At 71.0% G+C, this 16,551-nt stretch carries 12 protein-coding genes; 6 read left to right on the top strand and 6 right to left on the bottom strand.

Going from position 1 to position 16,551, the window contains the following annotated elements:
- Positions 1-3 precede the first annotated feature (3 nt).
- From ACFVX4_RS13935 to ACFVX4_RS13910, 6 genes are all read left to right on the top strand, one after another.
- On the top strand, positions 4-480 hold the full coding sequence (locus ACFVX4_RS13935; RefSeq protein WP_389976454.1) for a MarR family winged helix-turn-helix transcriptional regulator: 477 nt from the start codon (positions 4-6) through the stop codon (positions 478-480).
- 109 nt (positions 481-589) lie between these two features.
- The gene (locus ACFVX4_RS13930; protein ID WP_389975875.1) at positions 590-2,359 is read left to right on the top strand and encodes a BCCT family transporter; all 1,770 of its coding nucleotides are present in this window, start codon (positions 590-592) and stop codon (positions 2,357-2,359) included.
- A gap of 74 nt (positions 2,360-2,433) precedes the next feature.
- A complete protein-coding gene (locus tag ACFVX4_RS13925; RefSeq protein WP_385552301.1) occupies positions 2,434-4,071 on the top strand; it encodes an ABC-F family ATP-binding cassette domain-containing protein in 1,638 nt (545 codons plus the stop codon).
- Positions 4,072-4,258: 187 nt separating this feature from the next.
- Positions 4,259-5,734, top strand: coding sequence for a chlorohydrolase family protein (locus ACFVX4_RS13920; RefSeq protein ID WP_389975872.1), 1,476 nt, complete (start codon positions 4,259-4,261; stop codon positions 5,732-5,734).
- The gene (locus ACFVX4_RS13915) at positions 5,731-6,390 is read left to right on the top strand and encodes a GntR family transcriptional regulator (protein ID WP_389975868.1); all 660 of its coding nucleotides are present in this window, start codon (positions 5,731-5,733) and stop codon (positions 6,388-6,390) included. Before ACFVX4_RS13920 ends, ACFVX4_RS13915 begins: the two co-directional genes overlap by 4 nt.
- Before the next feature lie 69 nt (positions 6,391-6,459).
- A complete protein-coding gene (locus ACFVX4_RS13910; RefSeq protein ID WP_389975865.1) occupies positions 6,460-7,668 on the top strand; it encodes an amidohydrolase family protein in 1,209 nt (402 codons plus the stop codon).
- Between the two features lie 68 nt (positions 7,669-7,736).
- Here ACFVX4_RS13910 and ACFVX4_RS13905 read toward each other — a convergent pair whose 3' ends face one another.
- From ACFVX4_RS13905 to ACFVX4_RS13880, 6 genes are all read right to left on the bottom strand, one after another.
- Entirely contained in the window at positions 7,737-8,789 is a 1,053-nt protein-coding gene (locus tag ACFVX4_RS13905) for an ABC transporter ATP-binding protein (RefSeq protein ID WP_389975863.1), read from the bottom strand.
- Positions 8,786-9,862, bottom strand: a complete 1,077-nt coding sequence (locus ACFVX4_RS13900; protein ID WP_389975860.1) for an ABC transporter ATP-binding protein — start codon at positions 9,860-9,862, stop codon at positions 8,786-8,788. Before ACFVX4_RS13900 ends, ACFVX4_RS13905 begins: the two co-directional genes overlap by 4 nt.
- Complete coding sequence (locus ACFVX4_RS13895) at positions 9,859-10,770, bottom strand: ABC transporter permease (protein ID WP_389975857.1); 912 nt, start codon at positions 10,768-10,770, stop codon at positions 9,859-9,861. Before ACFVX4_RS13895 ends, ACFVX4_RS13900 begins: the two co-directional genes overlap by 4 nt.
- Complete coding sequence (locus ACFVX4_RS13890) at positions 10,767-11,741, bottom strand: ABC transporter permease (protein ID WP_385324860.1); 975 nt, start codon at positions 11,739-11,741, stop codon at positions 10,767-10,769. The genes ACFVX4_RS13895 and ACFVX4_RS13890 overlap by 4 nt, the downstream gene beginning before the upstream one ends.
- Positions 11,738-13,348, bottom strand: coding sequence for an ABC transporter substrate-binding protein (locus tag ACFVX4_RS13885; protein WP_389975854.1), 1,611 nt, complete (start codon positions 13,346-13,348; stop codon positions 11,738-11,740). Before ACFVX4_RS13885 ends, ACFVX4_RS13890 begins: the two co-directional genes overlap by 4 nt.
- Positions 13,349-13,953: 605 nt before the next feature.
- Positions 13,954-16,365 carry a Tex family protein gene (locus tag ACFVX4_RS13880; protein ID WP_389975851.1) on the bottom strand — a complete coding sequence of 804 codons (2,412 nt, stop codon included), beginning with the start codon at positions 16,363-16,365 and terminating at the stop codon, positions 13,954-13,956.
- Between the last annotated feature and the right edge of the window lie 186 nt (positions 16,366-16,551).

The following is a 16,551-nucleotide window of genomic DNA, read 5'->3' as shown; positions in this document are numbered from 1 at the left end:
TTGGTGACTCCCCCGCCCCCCCCCCTCCTTTCCTGGGGGGAAACCCTTCCAGACCGCCCCCCCCCCCCGTTTTGGCCCCCCCTGGGGGGGCCCCGACCGCGGTCAGCGGGCGGCCGGTCGGCGATCGGGGCGGAGCTCAAGGAATTCGGGCTGTCGACCTCGCAGTACGCGACATTGATGATGGCCGAGGCGCAACCCGGGATGTCGGTCGCGGACGTGGCCCGGGAAGTGGCGAGTTCCCGGCAGGCCGCCAACGAGATGATCGGCGGCCTCGAACAGCAGGGGCTGATCGAACGGCACCCCAACCCGTCCGATCGGCGCACCCATCGCATCCAGGTCACCGAGTCCGGGCGGACGCTCCTGGCGCGGGCCCGCATCGCCGTCGGCCGCCGCGAAGCCGAACTGGAAGCCGCGCTCGCGCCGGAGCAGCGCGAGGCGGTCCGCGACTGGCTCGACGGCATCTCCGAAGCCTGCCGCTGAACCTCCGGAACGGGCGAGCCGGTACCGCTTGTTGGTCCCATGAGGTGAGCGCTGCGTGTGGTACTGCCTACGGAGAGTGAAATAATTGCTTCCGTGAAAGGTGCCATTCGTGTCGCAGGATGAACAGAGAACGGGCGGCCGGGGGGAACTGCCGGTGACGGCGGATCTCCCCGGCGACCCGGCCCGGAACCGGCACCCCACGACGGACCGGGTGGTGTTCGGCGTCACCGCCGTCCTCACCCTCGCCTTCGTGGTCTGGGGAGCCACCGCCACCGACTCGCTGGAGGACATCTCCACCTCCATGCTCAACGGGCTGATCCACAACGGCGGTTGGGCCTTCATGCTCGCCGCGACCGGCTTCGTGGTCTTCGCCCTCTGGCTCGCCATCAGCCGCTATGGCAAGATCTCCCTCGGCCAGGAGGGGGAGGAGCCCGAATTCCGGACCGTGTCCTGGGTCGCCATGATGTTCAGCGCCGGCATGGGCATCGGCCTGATGTTCTACGGGGTCAGCGAGCCGCTCGCCCACTTCACCAACCCGCCGCCCGGCACCCGCCCCGCGGACGCCGCCGAAGCGATGCAGACGGCGATGGCCACCACCCTGTTCCACTGGACGCTCCACCCCTGGGCGATCTACGCGGTGGTCGGCCTGGCCATCGCGTACAGCACCTTCCGGCGTCGCAGGCGGCAGACGGTCAGCGCCGTCTTCGAGCCGCTCATCGGATCCCGGCACGCCCACGGCGGCCTCGGCCGGCTGATCGACATCCTCGCCATCTTCGCGACCCTCTTCGGCTCCGCCGCGTCACTGGGGCTCGGTGCCCTCCAGATCGGCAGCGGCTTCCACGAGCTGCACTGGAAGGAGAAGACCGGCACCGGACTCCTGGTCCTGATCATCGCCGTGCTGACCGTGGCCTTCGTCGCCTCGGCGATCTCCGGTGTGGAGAAGGGCATCCAGTGGCTCTCCAACACCAACATGGTGCTCGCCCTGGTGCTCGCCGTCTTCGTCTTCGTCGCGGGGCCCACCATCATCGTGCTCGACCTGCTGCCCACGTCGATCGCCGCCTACTTCGGCAATCTGGCCCAGCTCGCCGGACGTACCGAAGCGACCGGCAAGGGCGACGTGGCCGAGTGGCTCGGCAACTGGACCGTCTTCTACTGGGCCTGGTGGATCTCCTGGACGCCCTTCGTCGGCATGTTCATCGCCCGGATCAGCCGCGGCCGCACGATCCGCCAGTTCATCGGCGGAGTCATCCTGGTGCCCAGCTCCGTCAGCCTGGTCTGGTTCGCGATCTTCGGCGGCACGGCGATCAATCTGCAGGAGGCCGGCAAGCTCGGCCACGCCGTCACCCAGGAGGCGCAGCTCTTCGGAGTGCTCCAGCAGTTCCCGATCGCCACGGTGATGAGCCTCTTGGTGATGGTTCTGGTCGGCATCTTCTTCGTCTCGGGCGCCGACGCCGCCTCCATCGTGATGGGCACGCTCTCCCAGAAGGGCATCCTCGAACCGGCCAAGTGGGTCGTCGTCTTCTGGGGCGTGGTCACCGGCGCCGTGGCCGCGATCATGTTGCTCATCGGCAACGGCAAGGGCGATGCGCTCGCCGGGCTCCAGAACCTCACGATCCTGGTCGCCGCGCCGTTCACCCTCGTCATGATCGGCATGTGCGTGGCGCTGATGCGGGACCTGCGCCAGGATCCGCTGATCGTACGGCGCGAATTCGGTGTGGAAGCGGTCGAATCCGCGGTCATCGAAGGGCACGCGAAGTACGCCGGGGACTTCGAGATCCGGATCGGTCCGGGCGGCAGCCGGATCAGCACCGGACTCCACGAGGGCCACGACCCGGAACCGGGCACCTCCGGCCCGGCGAACCCTCCGGGCGACGGCTGAGAACGCCCCCGCCCGGCCGGAGTGCGACCGGCCGGGCCGCTCGGCCCCGGGCGCAGATTAGGATCGGCACCCTGATGACTGCCACTCTCGTCGCCAAGGACCTCGCCGCCGGACACGGCGACCGCACGCTCTTCGCCGGACTCGACCTCGTCGTCGCGCCCGGTGACGTGATCGGTCTCGTCGGAGTCAACGGCGCCGGAAAATCGTCCCTGCTCCGGCTCCTCGCCGGACTCGACCGCCCGGAGGAGGGCGAGCTGCGGCTCTCCCCGCCCACCGCAACCGTCGGACACCTCCCGCAGGAGCCGGAACGGCGCGCGGGGGAGACCGTGCGGGAGTTCCTGGCCCGCCGCACCGGCGTCGCCGAGGCCCAGGCCGCGATGGACACCGCGACGCAGGGCCTCGTCGACGGGGCGCCGGGCGCGGACGACGCGTACTCCGAGACACTGGAACGCTGGCTGGCCCTCGGCGGCGCGGACCTGGACGAGCGCGCCGAGGAGGTCGCGGCCGACCTCGGGCTGACCGTCGGCCTCGACCTGCCGATGACCGCGCTCTCCGGCGGTCAGGCCGCCCGCGCGGGCCTGGCCTCCCTCCTCCTGTCCCGCTACGACATCTTCCTGCTGGACGAGCCCACCAACGACCTCGACCTGGACGGCCTGGAGCGGCTGGAGCGCTATGTCTCGGGGCTCCGCGCGGGCACCGTGGTCATCAGCCACGACCGCGAATTCCTGATGCGCACGGTCACCAAGGTCCTCGAACTGGATCTGGCCCAGCAGCAGATCAACCTCTACGGCGGTGGATACGCGGCCTATCTGGAGGAGCGTGAACGCGCCCGCACGCACGCCCGCGAGGAGTTCGAGGAGTACGCCGACAAGCGCGCCGCCCTCGAAGGGCGCGCCCAGATGCAGCGCTCCTGGATGGACAAGGGCGTCAAGAACGCCCGCCGCAAGGCCACGGACTCCGACAAGCTCGGCCGCAAGTTCCGCAGCGAGTCGAGCGAGAAGCAGGCCGCCAAGGCCCGGCAGACCCAGCGCATGATCGAACGGCTCGACGTCGTCGACGAACCGCGCAAGGAATGGGAACTGCGGATGGAGATCGCCGCCGCACCCCGCTCCGGCTCGGTCGTGGCCACCCTGCGCGAAGCGCAGGCCGTACGCGGCGACTTCGCCTTCGGCCCGGCATCGCTGCAGATCGACTGGGCGGACCGGGTCGCCATCACCGGCGCCAACGGAGCGGGCAAGTCCACCCTCCTCGCTGCGCTCCTCGGCCGCCTCCCGCTGGACTCCGGCCATGCGACGCTCGGCTCGGGCGTGGTGGTCGGCGAGGTCGACCAGGCCCGCAAGCTCTTCCACGGCTCGGAGTCGCTCCTGGAGGCGTTCTGCGCGGCCGTGCCCGACACCGAACCGGCCGAGGTGCGCACGCTGCTCGCCAAGTTCGGCCTGCGCGCCGACCATGTGATGCGCCCCGCCACGACGCTCTCCCCGGGGGAACGCACCCGGGCCGCGCTCGCCCTGCTCCAGGGCAGGGGCGTCAACCTCCTCGTGCTCGACGAGCCGACGAACCACCTCGATCTGCCCGCGATCGAGCAGCTGGAATCGGCGCTGGAGTCGTACACGGGAACGCTGCTGCTGGTCACGCACGACCGGCGCATGCTGGAAGCGGTGCGGACGACACGGCGGGTCGAGGTGGCGGCGGGGAGGGTGACGGAGGTCTGAGCTCCGTTCTGGTATGCCAAATGGGTCGCGCATGGTCGACCCTGTGCCTTCAGTGGTAGGTCATTTGCGACCAGCCGCCCATACATCTCGGTGGCGTCGGCATTTGGTATGCCAAGTGTTAGTGTCGGTTCAGCCAAGGACCGCCGTCCGGCCGGACCGGCCCTGACACGCATCCGCAGGAGGCCCCGTGCGAACCCGCTGGCGCGCCACCCACATCCTCGCCCACCGCGACGGCGGCCACGCGCTGCTGCGCGACGGCGAGATCGTGTGGGACGGAGACACGATCGCGTACGTCGGCACGGGGTACGACGGCCCGGTGGACGTGGAGCTGGACCTCGGCGAGACGCTGGTGATGCCCGGACTCATCGACCTGGACGCCCTCACCGACATCGACCATCTCGTGCTGGACTCCTGGGCACCGCCGGAGACCGGCGGCGGGCTCCTCTGGTCGCGGGAGTACTTCACCGACCGGCGGCACGACGTCTTCACGCCGGCGGAGCGGGCCACCGTCCGCGAGTACGCGCTCGTCCAGCTCGCGCTGCACGGCATCACCACCTACATGCCCATCGCGTCGGAGGTCCACAGCGCCTGGGCCGAGCCGTACGACGAACTCGTCGGCATGGCGGAGACCTCCCGGCGGATCGGCCTGCGGGGCTATCTGGGGCCCGCCTACCGGTCCGGCGTCAATGTGACGCTGCCCGACGCCGGCCGCGGCGTCGAGTTCGACGAGGACCGCGGCCGCGACGGGCTCCGGGACGCCGTGCGCTTCCTCGACCACGCGGCCGGACTGGACGACCCGCTGGTCAACGGCGTACTGCTGCCGTGCCGCATCGAGACGCTCACCGAAGAGCTCATGCGGGAGACCGCCGCCGTCGCGCGGCGGCGCGACGTGCTCGTACGGCTCCACTGTCTTCAGGGCATGCACGAACGCGACCTCGTGCGGCACCTGCACGGCACCACTCCCTTGCGCCTGCTCGAACGCACCGGGCTGCTGGACACCCGGCTCCTCGTTCCGCACGGCATCGTGATCGACCGGCATCCCGGTGTGCACGGCGAGGACCGCGGCGACCTGGCGACGCTCGCGGCGGCGGGCGTCTCGGTCATCCACTGTCCGCAGACCTCCCTGCGCTACGGCCAGGTACTGCACTCCTTCGACGCGTACCGGCGGGCGGGCGTCAACCTCTGCCTGGGCACCGATTCCTTCCCGCCGGACCTGATCCGGGGCATGGACCTCGGCGTCCACCTCGCGAAGGTCGTCGACGGGCGCGCGGACGCGGCACCCGCCGAGCGCTACGTCGAGGCGGCCACGCTCGGGGGCGCCCGCGCGCTGGGCCGTACCGACCTCGGACGGCTGGAGCCGGGTGCCCAGGCGGACCTGGTCGCGTTCCGGCTGGACGACATCCGCGACGGCGTCCAGGACGACCCCGTCCGTACCTTCCTGCTGAACGGCACCGCCCGGCAGGCCATCCACTCCGTCGTGGCGGGGCGCCCGGTCATGACCGACGGCCGGATCCCCGGCATCGACCCGGTCGACCTGCGCCGACGTGCCCAGGGCCTGTTCGAGCGGATGCGCGCGGCGTACAGCGAGCGCGACCTGCTGCGTCGCGGCACCGGTGAGCTGTTCCCGCCGACGTTCCCGCCGTTCGAGGCGACGCGCCCATGACCGGATCCGGCACGTCCCATGTCGAGCACGCCGAGCGCACGATCCGCTCCCGCATCCTCAATGGCGCGTACCCGCCCGGCTCCCGCCTGCGCGAACGCGAACTGTCCGAAGCCCTGGGCGTATCGCGCATCCCCGTCCGCGAAGCCCTCACCCGGCTGACGGGGGAGGGGCTCGTGGTGATATCGCCGAGGCGCGGCGCGTCCGTGCGCGATCTCTCGCTCCGTGACGTGGCCGAACTCTTCGATCTCCGGCTGAGTCTGGAGGTGTTCGCCGCGCGCAGAGCCGCGGAGGCCTGCGCCGGCGGGCGCGGCGGCGAGCGGTTGCGGGAACTCATGGAGGCGGCCGAGGGCGCCACCCGGCGCGGCGACAACCACGAGATCCCCGCCGCCAACACCGCCCTGCACGCGGAGATCGTCACGATGACCGGCAACCGGCTGCTCCAGGACGCTCTGCAGCCCTCGCTCGGCCTGGTGCAGTGGCTGTTCACCCTCACCGGTGGCCTCGATCCGCGCGTCCAGTGCGCCGAGCACCAGGACATCTGCGCCGCGATCCACGCCGGCAAGCCAGACCTGGCCGATGCCCTCGCCTACGCGCACATCGAGAGGGGCCGCGGCCCCTCCCTGGCGGCCCTGGCCGAGGTGCTTCCGGCCGAGTGACCGACGGCGGCCGGACGGACCGCCGTCGGACAACCGCGTACCGGCGCCCGAGACAAGGAGATCCACCACATGCTGATCACGAACGTCCGCCCCTGGGGCGGCGAGCCGTGCGACATCGAGATCGAGAACGGCGCGATAGCCGCGCTCACCCCGCACGATCCGAACCGTGCCGGGGCCGGCGACACCGTGGCGGGACGGGGACGGCTCGCCCTGCCCTCCTTCTCCGACGTCCACTGCCACCTGGACTCCACCCGCATCGGGCTTCCCTTCCGCCCGCACACCGGCGCCTCCGGTGTCTGGGCCATGACCATGAACGACCGCGCCCACTGGCGCGAGGACGAATGGAGCGTCGCCGAGCGGGCCACGTACACCCTGGGCCGCATGATCGAGCGCGGCACCACCCGCGTCCGCAGCTACGCGCAGATCGACGCGGACTGCGGCCTTGAGCGGTTCGAGGGCGTGCTCGCCGCCAAGGAGGCGCACGCCGACCGGTGCGAGGTCGAGATCATGGCCTTCCCGCAGGCCGGTCTGCTCAAGGAGAAGGGCGTGCCGGAGCTGATGGACCAGGCCCTGTCCGCGGGCGCGGCCGTCGTCGGCGGTATCGACCCCTGCGCCCTGGACCGGGACCCGGTGCGCCACCTGGACATCATCTTCGACCTCGCCGAGCGCCACCGGGCACCGGTCGACATCCACCTCCACGAGCCCGGCCCGCTGGGTGTGTTCAGCGTCGACCTCATCCTGGAGCGGGTACGCGCCCTCGGCATGACCGGCCAGGTGACGCTCTCGCACGCCTACGACCTCGGCGGTGTCGACGAGGCGACGACCCGTCGGCTCATCGAGGAGTTCGCGGAGCTGGACATCGCGATGGCGACCGTCGCCCCCGCGCAGCACCGGGCCCTGCCGCTCGCCGACCTGACGGCCGCCGGTGTGCGGGTCGGCCTCGGCGAGGACGGCCAGCGCGACTTCTGGTCGCCCTACGGCAACGGGGACATGCTGGACCGCACCTGGCAGCTGGCCTTCACCAACCGCTACCGCGCCGACGAGCTGATCGAGCACTGCATGGCCGTCGCCGGCCGCGGCGGCGCCTCGATCCTGCACCCGGAGCTGCCGCGCCTGACGTCGGTGGCCGACCGGCCCGGTGTCTCGGTGGGCGACAGTGCCGACCTGCTGCTGGTCGAGGGCGAGACCGTGGCGTCCGCCGTGATGGACCGCGGCAACGACCGCACGGTGCTGCACGCCGGCCGCGTCGTCGCGGACGCCCTGGAGCTCGTCGGCTGACCCGCGGGCGGATACGCCGGAGCCCGTCCACCACGCGGTGGACGGGCTCCGGCGTTGCGGCCGTGGTGTTACGCGGCGGCCTTCGCGGCATCCGGCACGGTGCCGTCGTCCGCCACCAGGTGGCACGCCACCTGGCGCGGGGCCGACTCCGGGCCGGCCCCACCGGGCAGCGTGCGCAGCACCGGCGACTCTGTACGGCACCGGTCGGTGGCCAGCGGGCACCGGGTGTGGAAGTGGCAGCCGGGCGGCGGGTCCAGCGGGCTGGGCAGATCGCCGCCGAGCACGATCCGGCGGCGGCCCCGCTGCTCGGCGGGGTCGGGCACCGGTGCCGCGGACAGCAGTGCCTGGGTGTACGGATGCTTGGGCGCCGCGAACAGCTCGGCGGCCGGGGCCTGTTCGACGATCCGGCCCAGGTACATCACCGCGATGCGGTCCGCCAGATACTCCACCGCGGCCAGGTCGTGGGTGATGAAGAGGCAGCCGAAGCCCCGGTCGCGCTGCAGGTCCGCGAGCAGGTTGAGCACGGAGGCCTGTACGGACACATCGAGCGCCGAGGTCGGTTCGTCGGCCACCAGGAGCGCGGGATCGACCGACAGGGCACGGGCGATGGAGACGCGCTGGCGCTGACCGCCGGAGAGCTCATGGGGGTGGCGGTCCGCCAGTTCGGGCCGCAGGCCGACCTGGGCGAGCAGCTCGTCCACCCGCCGCGCGGCCTCGGCCCGGGTCGCCATGCCGTGCAGCCGGAGCGGCTCGGCGATGATCCGGCGAATCGTCATCCGCGGGTTGAGCGAGGACGACGGATCCTGGAACACCAGATGGAAGTCCTTGCGCAAGGGCCTGAGCGCACGCGGCGCGAGCGTGGTGACGTCCGTGCCGTTGATCTTCACGCTGCCGTCGGTCGGCCGGTCCAGGCGGACCACGCAGCGTCCCACGGTCGACTTGCCGCTGCCCGACTCCCCGACGAGGCCGACGACCTCACCGGGCAGAATCGTCAACGACACGCCGTCCACCGCCTTCACGGTGCCGCCGGCCCCGTCGAAGTGCCGCTCGAGGTCGCGCACGGCCAGCACCGGGGTGACGGTCCCCGCAGCGCCGGCGGGTGGGGTGGGGCTGGCGGTCATCGGACGGTTCCCTTGCTCGCGTCGGGTCGGGACGGGGCTGCACCGGCCACGTCGGCCGGGTGGTGGCAGGCGATCAGATGAGTGCCGGCGGCCCGCCGCAGCGGGGGACGGCTCGTCAGGCAGTCCGCGTCGGCCGACGCGCACCGCGGGGCGAAACCGCATCCCGCGGGCTGCTCGCGCAGATCGGGCACGAGTCCCGGGATCTCGTTGAGCCGCGCCCGGCCGGCCGCGTTCCGGCTGCCGGGACGCAGTACGGCACCGAGCAGGCCGCGGGTGTACGGGTGCTGCGGCGAGGCGAACAGTTCGTCCACCGAGGCCTGTTCGACCGGGCGGCCCGCGTACATGACCAAGACCCGGTCCGCGGTGTCCGCGACGACCCCGAGGTCGTGGGTGATCAGCACGATGGCCGTGCCGAGCCGGTCGCGCAGGGAGCGGAGCACATCGAGGATGCCCGCCTGCACCGTCACGTCGAGCGCGGTCGTCGGCTCGTCCGCGATCAGGACCGCGGGGTCGCAGGCCACGGCGATCGCGATCATCACCCGCTGCCGCATACCGCCGGAGAGCTGGTGCGGATACTCGTCCACCCGCTTGCGGGGAGCCGGGATGCCGACGATGCCGAGCAGTTCGACGGCCCGCTCCTTGGCCTCGCTCCGGCTCAGCCCCTGGTGCCGGCGCAGGACCTCGGTGATCTGCCGTCCGATGGTGAGCACCGGATTGAGCGAGGTCATCGGTTCCTGGAAGATCATCGAGAGCCGGCGGCCGCGCAGCGAGCGCAGCCGCTTCTCCGGGGCGCCGACCAGTTCCTGGCCGTCGAGGGTGATCGACCCGCCGATCCGGGCGGTGGGCGGCAGCAGCCCCATCACGGCCATCGAGGTGACGGACTTGCCACACCCCGACTCGCCGACCACCGCCAGCACCTCGCCGGGGGCCAGGTCGTAGGAGACCCCGTCCACGGCATGCACGGTGCGTTCCGCGCCGTGGAAGGAGACGGTCAGATCGCGGACCCGGAGCACCGGCCCGGAGCCGTCGCGGGGGCCGGGCACGGTCGCGGTGGATGTGTCGACTTCGGTCACCGGGAGCCTCCGCGGGGGTCGAGGATGTCGCGTACGCCGTCACCGAGCAGGTTGAACGCCAGAGTGGCGAGCACGATGACCAGGCCGGGGAAGACCGCCATCCAGGGCGCGTCCGCGATGAAGGGCTGGGCGCTGGACAGCATCACGCCGAGCGAGGGGGCGGGCGGCTGCACCCCGAGGCCGAGGAAGCTGAGCACCGCCTCGCCGATGATCGCGGACGGGATGCCGACGGTGGCCTGCACGATGAGCGTCGATGTCGCGTTCGGCAGGATGTGGCGGAAGAGGATCACGGCGTCCCCGGCGCCGTTGGCTGTCGCCGCGCCGACGTAGTCCAGGTGCTTGAGCCGCAGGGTCTCGGCGCGGGTGACGCGGACGATGCCCGGAATCTGGGAGATGCCGATCGCGATGGTCGCGTTCTCCAGCGAGGGGCCCAGCACCGCGGCGAGCCCGACGGCCAGCACCAGGAACGGGAAGGCCAGCATGGTGTCGGTCAGCCGGGAGACCACCGAGTCGGCGAACCGGCCGTAGTAGCCGGCCACCAGCCCGAGCGGGACGGCGACGACGAAGGCCAGCAGTACCGCCAACACGCCGACCTGCATGGACGCGGTGACCCCCACCAGCACCCGGGACAGCTGGTCGCGGCCCAGGTCGTCGGTGCCGAGCCAGTGCGACCAGCTGGGTTCGGCCAGCGCGGAGCCGAAGTCCGGCCGGGCGGGGTCGTACGGGGCCAGCACCGACGCGAAGAGCGCGACGAGCACGAACACCGCGGCGAGCACCGCACCGACCAGCGCCAGCCGGTTGCGGCGCAGCCGGCGCAGGGCGGTGGCCAGCCGCGCGGCGCGGCCCGAGGAGGGCCGCGCTGCGGGGGCGACGGCCGCGGGCGGCGCCGGGGACGGGGCGAGGGTCATCGGGAACCTCCGAGCCGGATGCGCGGGTCGACCACGGAGTACAGGAAGTCGACCAGCAGATTGATCAGGATGTAGGCGGCCGAGGTGAACAGCACCACGCCCTGGACCATCGCGTAGTCGCGGGTGAAGACCGCGTCGATGGTGAGCTTGCCGAAGCCCGGCAGGACGAAGACCTGTTCGGTGACGACGGCGCCGGAGATCAGATGGCCCAGTTGCAGGCCCAGCACGGTGATCACGGTGACGAGCGAGTTGCGCAGCCCGTGCCGGCCGATCACGGCGGCCGGGGCCAGCCCCTTGGCACGTGCGGTGCGCACGTAGTCGGAGGACATCGCGTCGATCATCGCCGCCCTGGTCTGGCGCATCACCACCGCGGCGAGGCCGGAGCCCAGCACCACGGCGGGCAGCACCAGGCGACGCAGGTTCTCCAGCGGATCGGCGCTGAACGGCACGAATCCGGAGGCGGCGAACACGGGCATGGCGATGGCGAAGACCAGCACCAGCACGATGCCGAGCCAGAAGGAGGGCACCGACATGCCGAGCAGGGCGATGCCGTTGGCCAGCCACTCCTCCGGCTTGCCGCGCCGGACGGCCGCCAGCACACCGGCGCCGATGCCGACGACCACGGCCATCAGCAGGGACAGCGCGGCCAGTTCGAGGGTGATCGGCAGCGCCTGGGTGATCGAGTCCAGCACGGGGAGCCCGGTACGGGCCGAGGTGCCGAAGTCGCCGGTGGCCGCGTTGCTGACGTAACGCCAGTACTGGACCGCGATGTTGTCGTTGAGCCCGTACTCCTCCCGGATCGCGGCCAGGACCTCCGGGGAGGTCTGCTCGCCGGCGAGGGCCTGGGCGGTGTCGCCGGGCATCGCGCGGACCCCGAAGAACACGGTGATGCTCACCAGCACCATGGTCACCAACGACATGCCGATCCGGCGGCTCACGTACGACGTGAGCAGTCTGCGCAGGAGTTTCACCGGCTCCCCTTCGTGTAGCCGGCTTCCTTGACCTTGATCAGGCCGTCACCGGAGAGCTTGATCCCGCTCACGTCCTGCGAGGCGGAGACGTAGTTGATGTTCCGGTAGAGGTAGATGACGCCGTGCTGCTTGTTGATCGCGGCGGTGAGCTTGCGGTAGATCTCGCGGCGTTCGGCGACGTCCGAGGTGCTGCGGCCCTCGACGATCAGCCGGTCGATCGTCGGGTCCGAGAGCTTGCCCTGGTTGTTGCTGCCCTTGGTGCCGACCAGGCTGTCGATGTTGCCCGCCGGATCCGGCTGCCCGCCCCAGCCGCCCGTCCGCGCCTCGAAGTCGCCCGCGAGGGTGCGGGTGAGCCCGGTGGCGAACTCGGTGGGCCGCAGCCGGACCTCGAAGCCGGCGTCGGCCGCCATGGCCTGCACGACCTGCCCGAGGCGGCTGTCGTCCGGAGTCGTGTTGATCATCAGCTCCAGCGGCACCGGAGTCTTCACCCCGGCCTCCTTCAGCAGCCGCTCGGCCTTCGCCACGTCCCGCTTCGGGCAGGTGAGGGGGGTGCTGAGCGGAGTTCCCGGGGGAACGGGGCCGCAGGCCGGTTTGTACATGCCCTGGAAGACCAGCTTGTTGATCAGTTCGCGGTCCAGGGAGAGGTCGAACGCCTCCCGCACCCGCACATCGCGCCCGAAGGGGCTGTCGACGGGACTGGGGTCCTTGTCGATGCCGTGCAAGTTGCCGACGTTCAGGGTGAGCGCCATGTAGCCGAGCGACGGGGTGTTGAGGAGCTGGAGGCCCTTCTCGCCCATGGAGTTGCGCACCTCGACCGGGCCCATCTGGTCGCCGATCTGGACGTCACCGGATCGGATGTTGGCCATCCGGATGTTGCCGTCGGTGATCGTCTTGTAGATGACGTGGTCCAGGTGGACCTTGTCCGCGTCGTAGTACAGCGGGTCCTTCGCCAGCTCGATCCGGTCGCCGACGACCCGTTTGACGTACCGGAACGGGCCGACGCACGACGGATGGGTGGCGAATTTACTGCCGTACGTCCTGAGCGCCTTGGGAGACATGATCAGCCCGGCCGTGTTGGCCAGCCGGCCCAGGAGCGGGACATCGGGATGACTCAGTGAGAGCCGCACGGTGTAGGGACCGATCGCCGTGACCTTCTCCACGGAGTCGATCTCGGACGCACGCCCGGATCCCCGCAGATGCAGGTGCCGGTCGAGCGAGGTCTTCACCGCCTTCGCGTCCAGACGGGCGCCGTCGCTGAAGGTGGCGTCCTTGCGGACATCGAAGGTGAAGGTCCTGCCGCCGTCGGTGATCTTCGGCATCGAGGCGGCGAGCTGCGGTACGAACTTGTTGTCCTGGTCCACGTCGTAGAGCTGTTCGCACATGGACGTGAACACGGTGCGGGCGACCAGGGTCGACGTCAGGCTCGGGTCCAGCATGTCGGGATCGGACTTCAGCCCGATCGTGACCGTGCCGCCGTCGCGAACGGGACGCAGGTCGGTGAGCCGCGCTCGGGCGGTGGTCTCTTTGCCGGGGGGAGAGAGCGAGCTGCACGCGGTGGTGATCACCAGCAGAGCGGCCACCGAGAGAGTGGCCGGAATTCGACGCACGGGAACAGCCTCCTTCGGGACGGCAGGGCGGCAGGGCGGCAGAACGGCAGGGCGGCCGGATGGCCGGATGGCCGGACGACTGCCGGTGCGGGTGCACGTTGAGGCGCAACGGTATACCAGGAGGCTTGTTCGTCAATCGGAATATGGCGTGCCGTTTGCTGTACCGCAAGAAAACATGCTGGATATAAGGGGCAAGGTGCCCTATGTGGCACTGGAGTGTGTGTTCACCTGAGACCGATTTGGTATACCGATATGGGAAAGTCTTGGTGAATCCTGCGAAGGACCGGTGTCCGCGGGGTAGTTGTGCCGCTACCGCTGACGGCTGGACCCGGGTGCGCCGACGATCGGTTCCGGACGCCTCGGGGCATCACGAGGGGGCTCCGGTGTCGCGCAGAGGGCGGGGCGCCGCACAGAGGGGCGCCGGCGCGTCGTCGTGGAATGGGGTACCCGTGGCGCGAGGCGGATGCCGGTGCCGCGAAGGGGATGCCGGTTCGCGGTCCGGCCCGGTATTTCCCCCCGGGGGGCCGGGGCACGGTCACCCGTCCCGCGAGGGGGAGGGCGGGGAGGGGGCCATCGCGGGCACACCCCTCCCCCGCCCGGTCCTGCTACCGCTTCTTGCCGCCCTGATTCGGGTCCGTGAGCCCGGCCCGCCGCAGGGCGTCCGCCATCGCGCTGTTCACCGGTGCCGGAGCCTGACGGGCGGAGCCGCCGCCACCGCGCCGGTCGCGGTCCTGGCCGCCCTGCCCCTGACGCTGGCGCGGTGGCCGGCCGCCCTGGCCGCCGCGCTCACCCCGCTCACCCCGTTCGCGCCTCGGAGCGCCGCCCTGGGGCCCCGTACCGGCCGCCGCCTCGTCGTCCAGCCGCAGCGTCAACGAGATCCGCTTCCGCGGGACGTCGACATCCATGACCTTGACCTTCACGATGTCGCCCGGCTTCACGACGTCCCTCGGGTCCTTCACGAACGTCCGCGACATCGCCGACACATGCACCAGGCCGTCCTGGTGCACACCGATGTCCACGAACGCGCCGAACGCCGCGACATTGGTGACGACCCCCTCCAGCACCATTCCGGACGCCAGATCACCGATCTTCTCGACGCCCTCCTTGAAGGTGGCCGTCTTGAACGCGGGCCGCGGGTCGCGCCCCGGCTTCTCCAGTTCCTTCAGGATGTCGGTGACCGTCGGCAGGCCGAACTTCTCGTCCACGAAGTCGTCGGCGCGCAGCGACCGCAGCACCCCCGTGTTGCCGATCAGCGAGGCGACCTCACCGCCGGTCCGCTTCACCATCGCCCGCACCACCGGATACGCCTCCGGGTGCACGCTCGACGCGTCCAGCGGATCGTCGCCCCGGATGCGCAGGAAGCCCGCGCACTGCTCGTACGCCTTCGGACCCAGCCGCGCCACGTCCTTGAGCGCCTTGCGGGACCGGAACGGCCCGTTCGCATCACGGTGCGCGACGATGTTCTCGGCGAGCCCCGAGCCGATCCCCGAAACCCGCGAAAGCAGCGGCGCGGACGCGGTGTTGACGTCGACACCGACACCGTTCACACAGTCCTCGACGACCGCGTCCAGCGAGCGCGACAGCTTCACCTCGGACAGGTCGTGCTGGTACTGGCCGACCCCGATCGACTTCGGGTCGATCTTCACCAGCTCGGCGAGGGGGTCCTGCAGTCGCCGCGCGATGGAGACGGCGCCGCGCAACGACACGTCCATGTCGGGGAGTTCCTGCGAGGCGAAGGCCGACGCCGAGTACACGGACGCGCCCGCCTCGGACACCATCACCTTGGTGAGCTTCAACTCGGGGTGCTTGTCGATGAGTTCACCGGCGAGCTTGTCGGTCTCGCGGGAGGCCGTGCCGTTGCCGATCGCGATCAGGGCGACGTCGTGGGCCTTCGCCAGCCGCTCCAGCGTGGCCAGCGACTGGTCCCACTTGTTCGCCGGGACGTGCGGGTGGATGACATCCGTCGCGACGACCTTGCCGGTCGCGTCGACGACGGCGACCTTCACACCCGTACGGAAACCGGGGTCGAGCCCGAGCGTGGCCCGGGTACCGGCCGGTGCGGCGAGGAGCAGATCGCGCAGGTTCGACGCGAAGACGCGTACCGCCTCGTCCTCCGCCGAGGTGCGCAGCCGCAGCCGCAGATCGATGCCGAGGTGCACCAGGATCCGGGTCCGCCAGGCCCAGCGCACGGTGTCGCCGAGCCACTTGTCGCCGGGGCGGCCGCGGTCGGCCACACCGAAGCGCAGGGCGACCATGTTCTCGTACGTCGAGGGGCCGGGCGTCTCGGAGGGCTCCTCCGGCTCCAGGACCAGATCGAGCACGTCCTCCTTCTCGCCCCGCAGCATCGCGAGCACCCGGTGCGAGGGCAGTGCGGTGAACGGCTCGGCGAAGTCGAAGTAGTCGGCGAACTTCGAGCCCGCCTCCTCCTTGCCGTCCCGCACCTTGGCGGCCAGCCGCCCGCGCGACCACATGCGCTCACGCAGCTCACCGATCAGATCGGCGTCCTCGGAGAACCTCTCGGTGAGGACGGCACGGGCCCCCTCCAGCGCCGCCGCACCGTCCGCGACACCCTTGTCGGCGTCGACGAAGGCGGCGGCAGCGGCGAGCGGCTCGACCGACGGGTCACCGAGCAGGCCGTCGGCGAGCGGTTCGAGCCCGGCCTCCCGGGCGATCTGCGCCTTGGTGCGCCGCTTGGGCTTGAACGGCAGATAGATGTCCTCAAGACGCGCCTTGGTGTCGGCCGCCCGGATCTGCGCCTCCAGCGCCTCGTCCAGCTTGCCCTGCTCGCGCACCGAGTCGAGGATCGTTGTCCGACGGTCCTCCAGCTCCCGCAGATACCGCAGCCGCTCCTCCAACGTGCGCAGCTGCGCGTCGTCGAGCATCTCGGTCGCTTCCTTGCGGTAGCGCGCGATGAACGGCACGGTCGACCCGCCGTCGAGCAGCTCGACGGCCGCCTTCACCTGCCGTTCGCGTACGCCGAGCTCCTCGGCGATCCTGCCTTCGATGGACGTCGTCACGGTTCTACCGACTCGCCTTCTCGTACTGGCTCTACTGGCTGTGCATGCCGGGGCAGGGCCCCTTCGCCTGCATTGTGCCGGGTGGCCGGGCGCCGTGTCGCGCCGCACCCCCCACCGGCGGGCCTAAAAGAACTCAATGCCCCCCCCCCCCGAGGAGTGAGGAAAGGACCCTCGAAAAACCAAGGG

The sequence above is a fragment of the Streptomyces sp. NPDC058240 genome (assembly GCF_042882135.1).
Taxonomy (GTDB): domain Bacteria; phylum Actinomycetota; class Actinomycetes; order Streptomycetales; family Streptomycetaceae; genus Streptomyces.
This window is presented reverse-complemented; position numbering and strand designations above follow the sequence as displayed.

Coding starts and splice junctions, on each gene's coding strand:
- ACFVX4_RS13915 (WP_389975868.1), top strand. CDS start 5,731: ATGACCGGATCCGGCACGTCCCATGTCGAGCACGCCGAGCGCACGATC.
- ACFVX4_RS13905 (WP_389975863.1), bottom strand. CDS start 8,789: ATGACCGCCAGCCCCACCCCACCCGCCGGCGCTGCGGGGACCGTCACC.
- ACFVX4_RS13910 (WP_389975865.1), top strand. CDS start 6,460: ATGCTGATCACGAACGTCCGCCCCTGGGGCGGCGAGCCGTGCGACATC.
- ACFVX4_RS13895 (WP_389975857.1), bottom strand. CDS start 10,770: ATGACCCTCGCCCCGTCCCCGGCGCCGCCCGCGGCCGTCGCCCCCGCA.
- ACFVX4_RS13925 (WP_385552301.1), top strand. CDS start 2,434: ATGACTGCCACTCTCGTCGCCAAGGACCTCGCCGCCGGACACGGCGAC.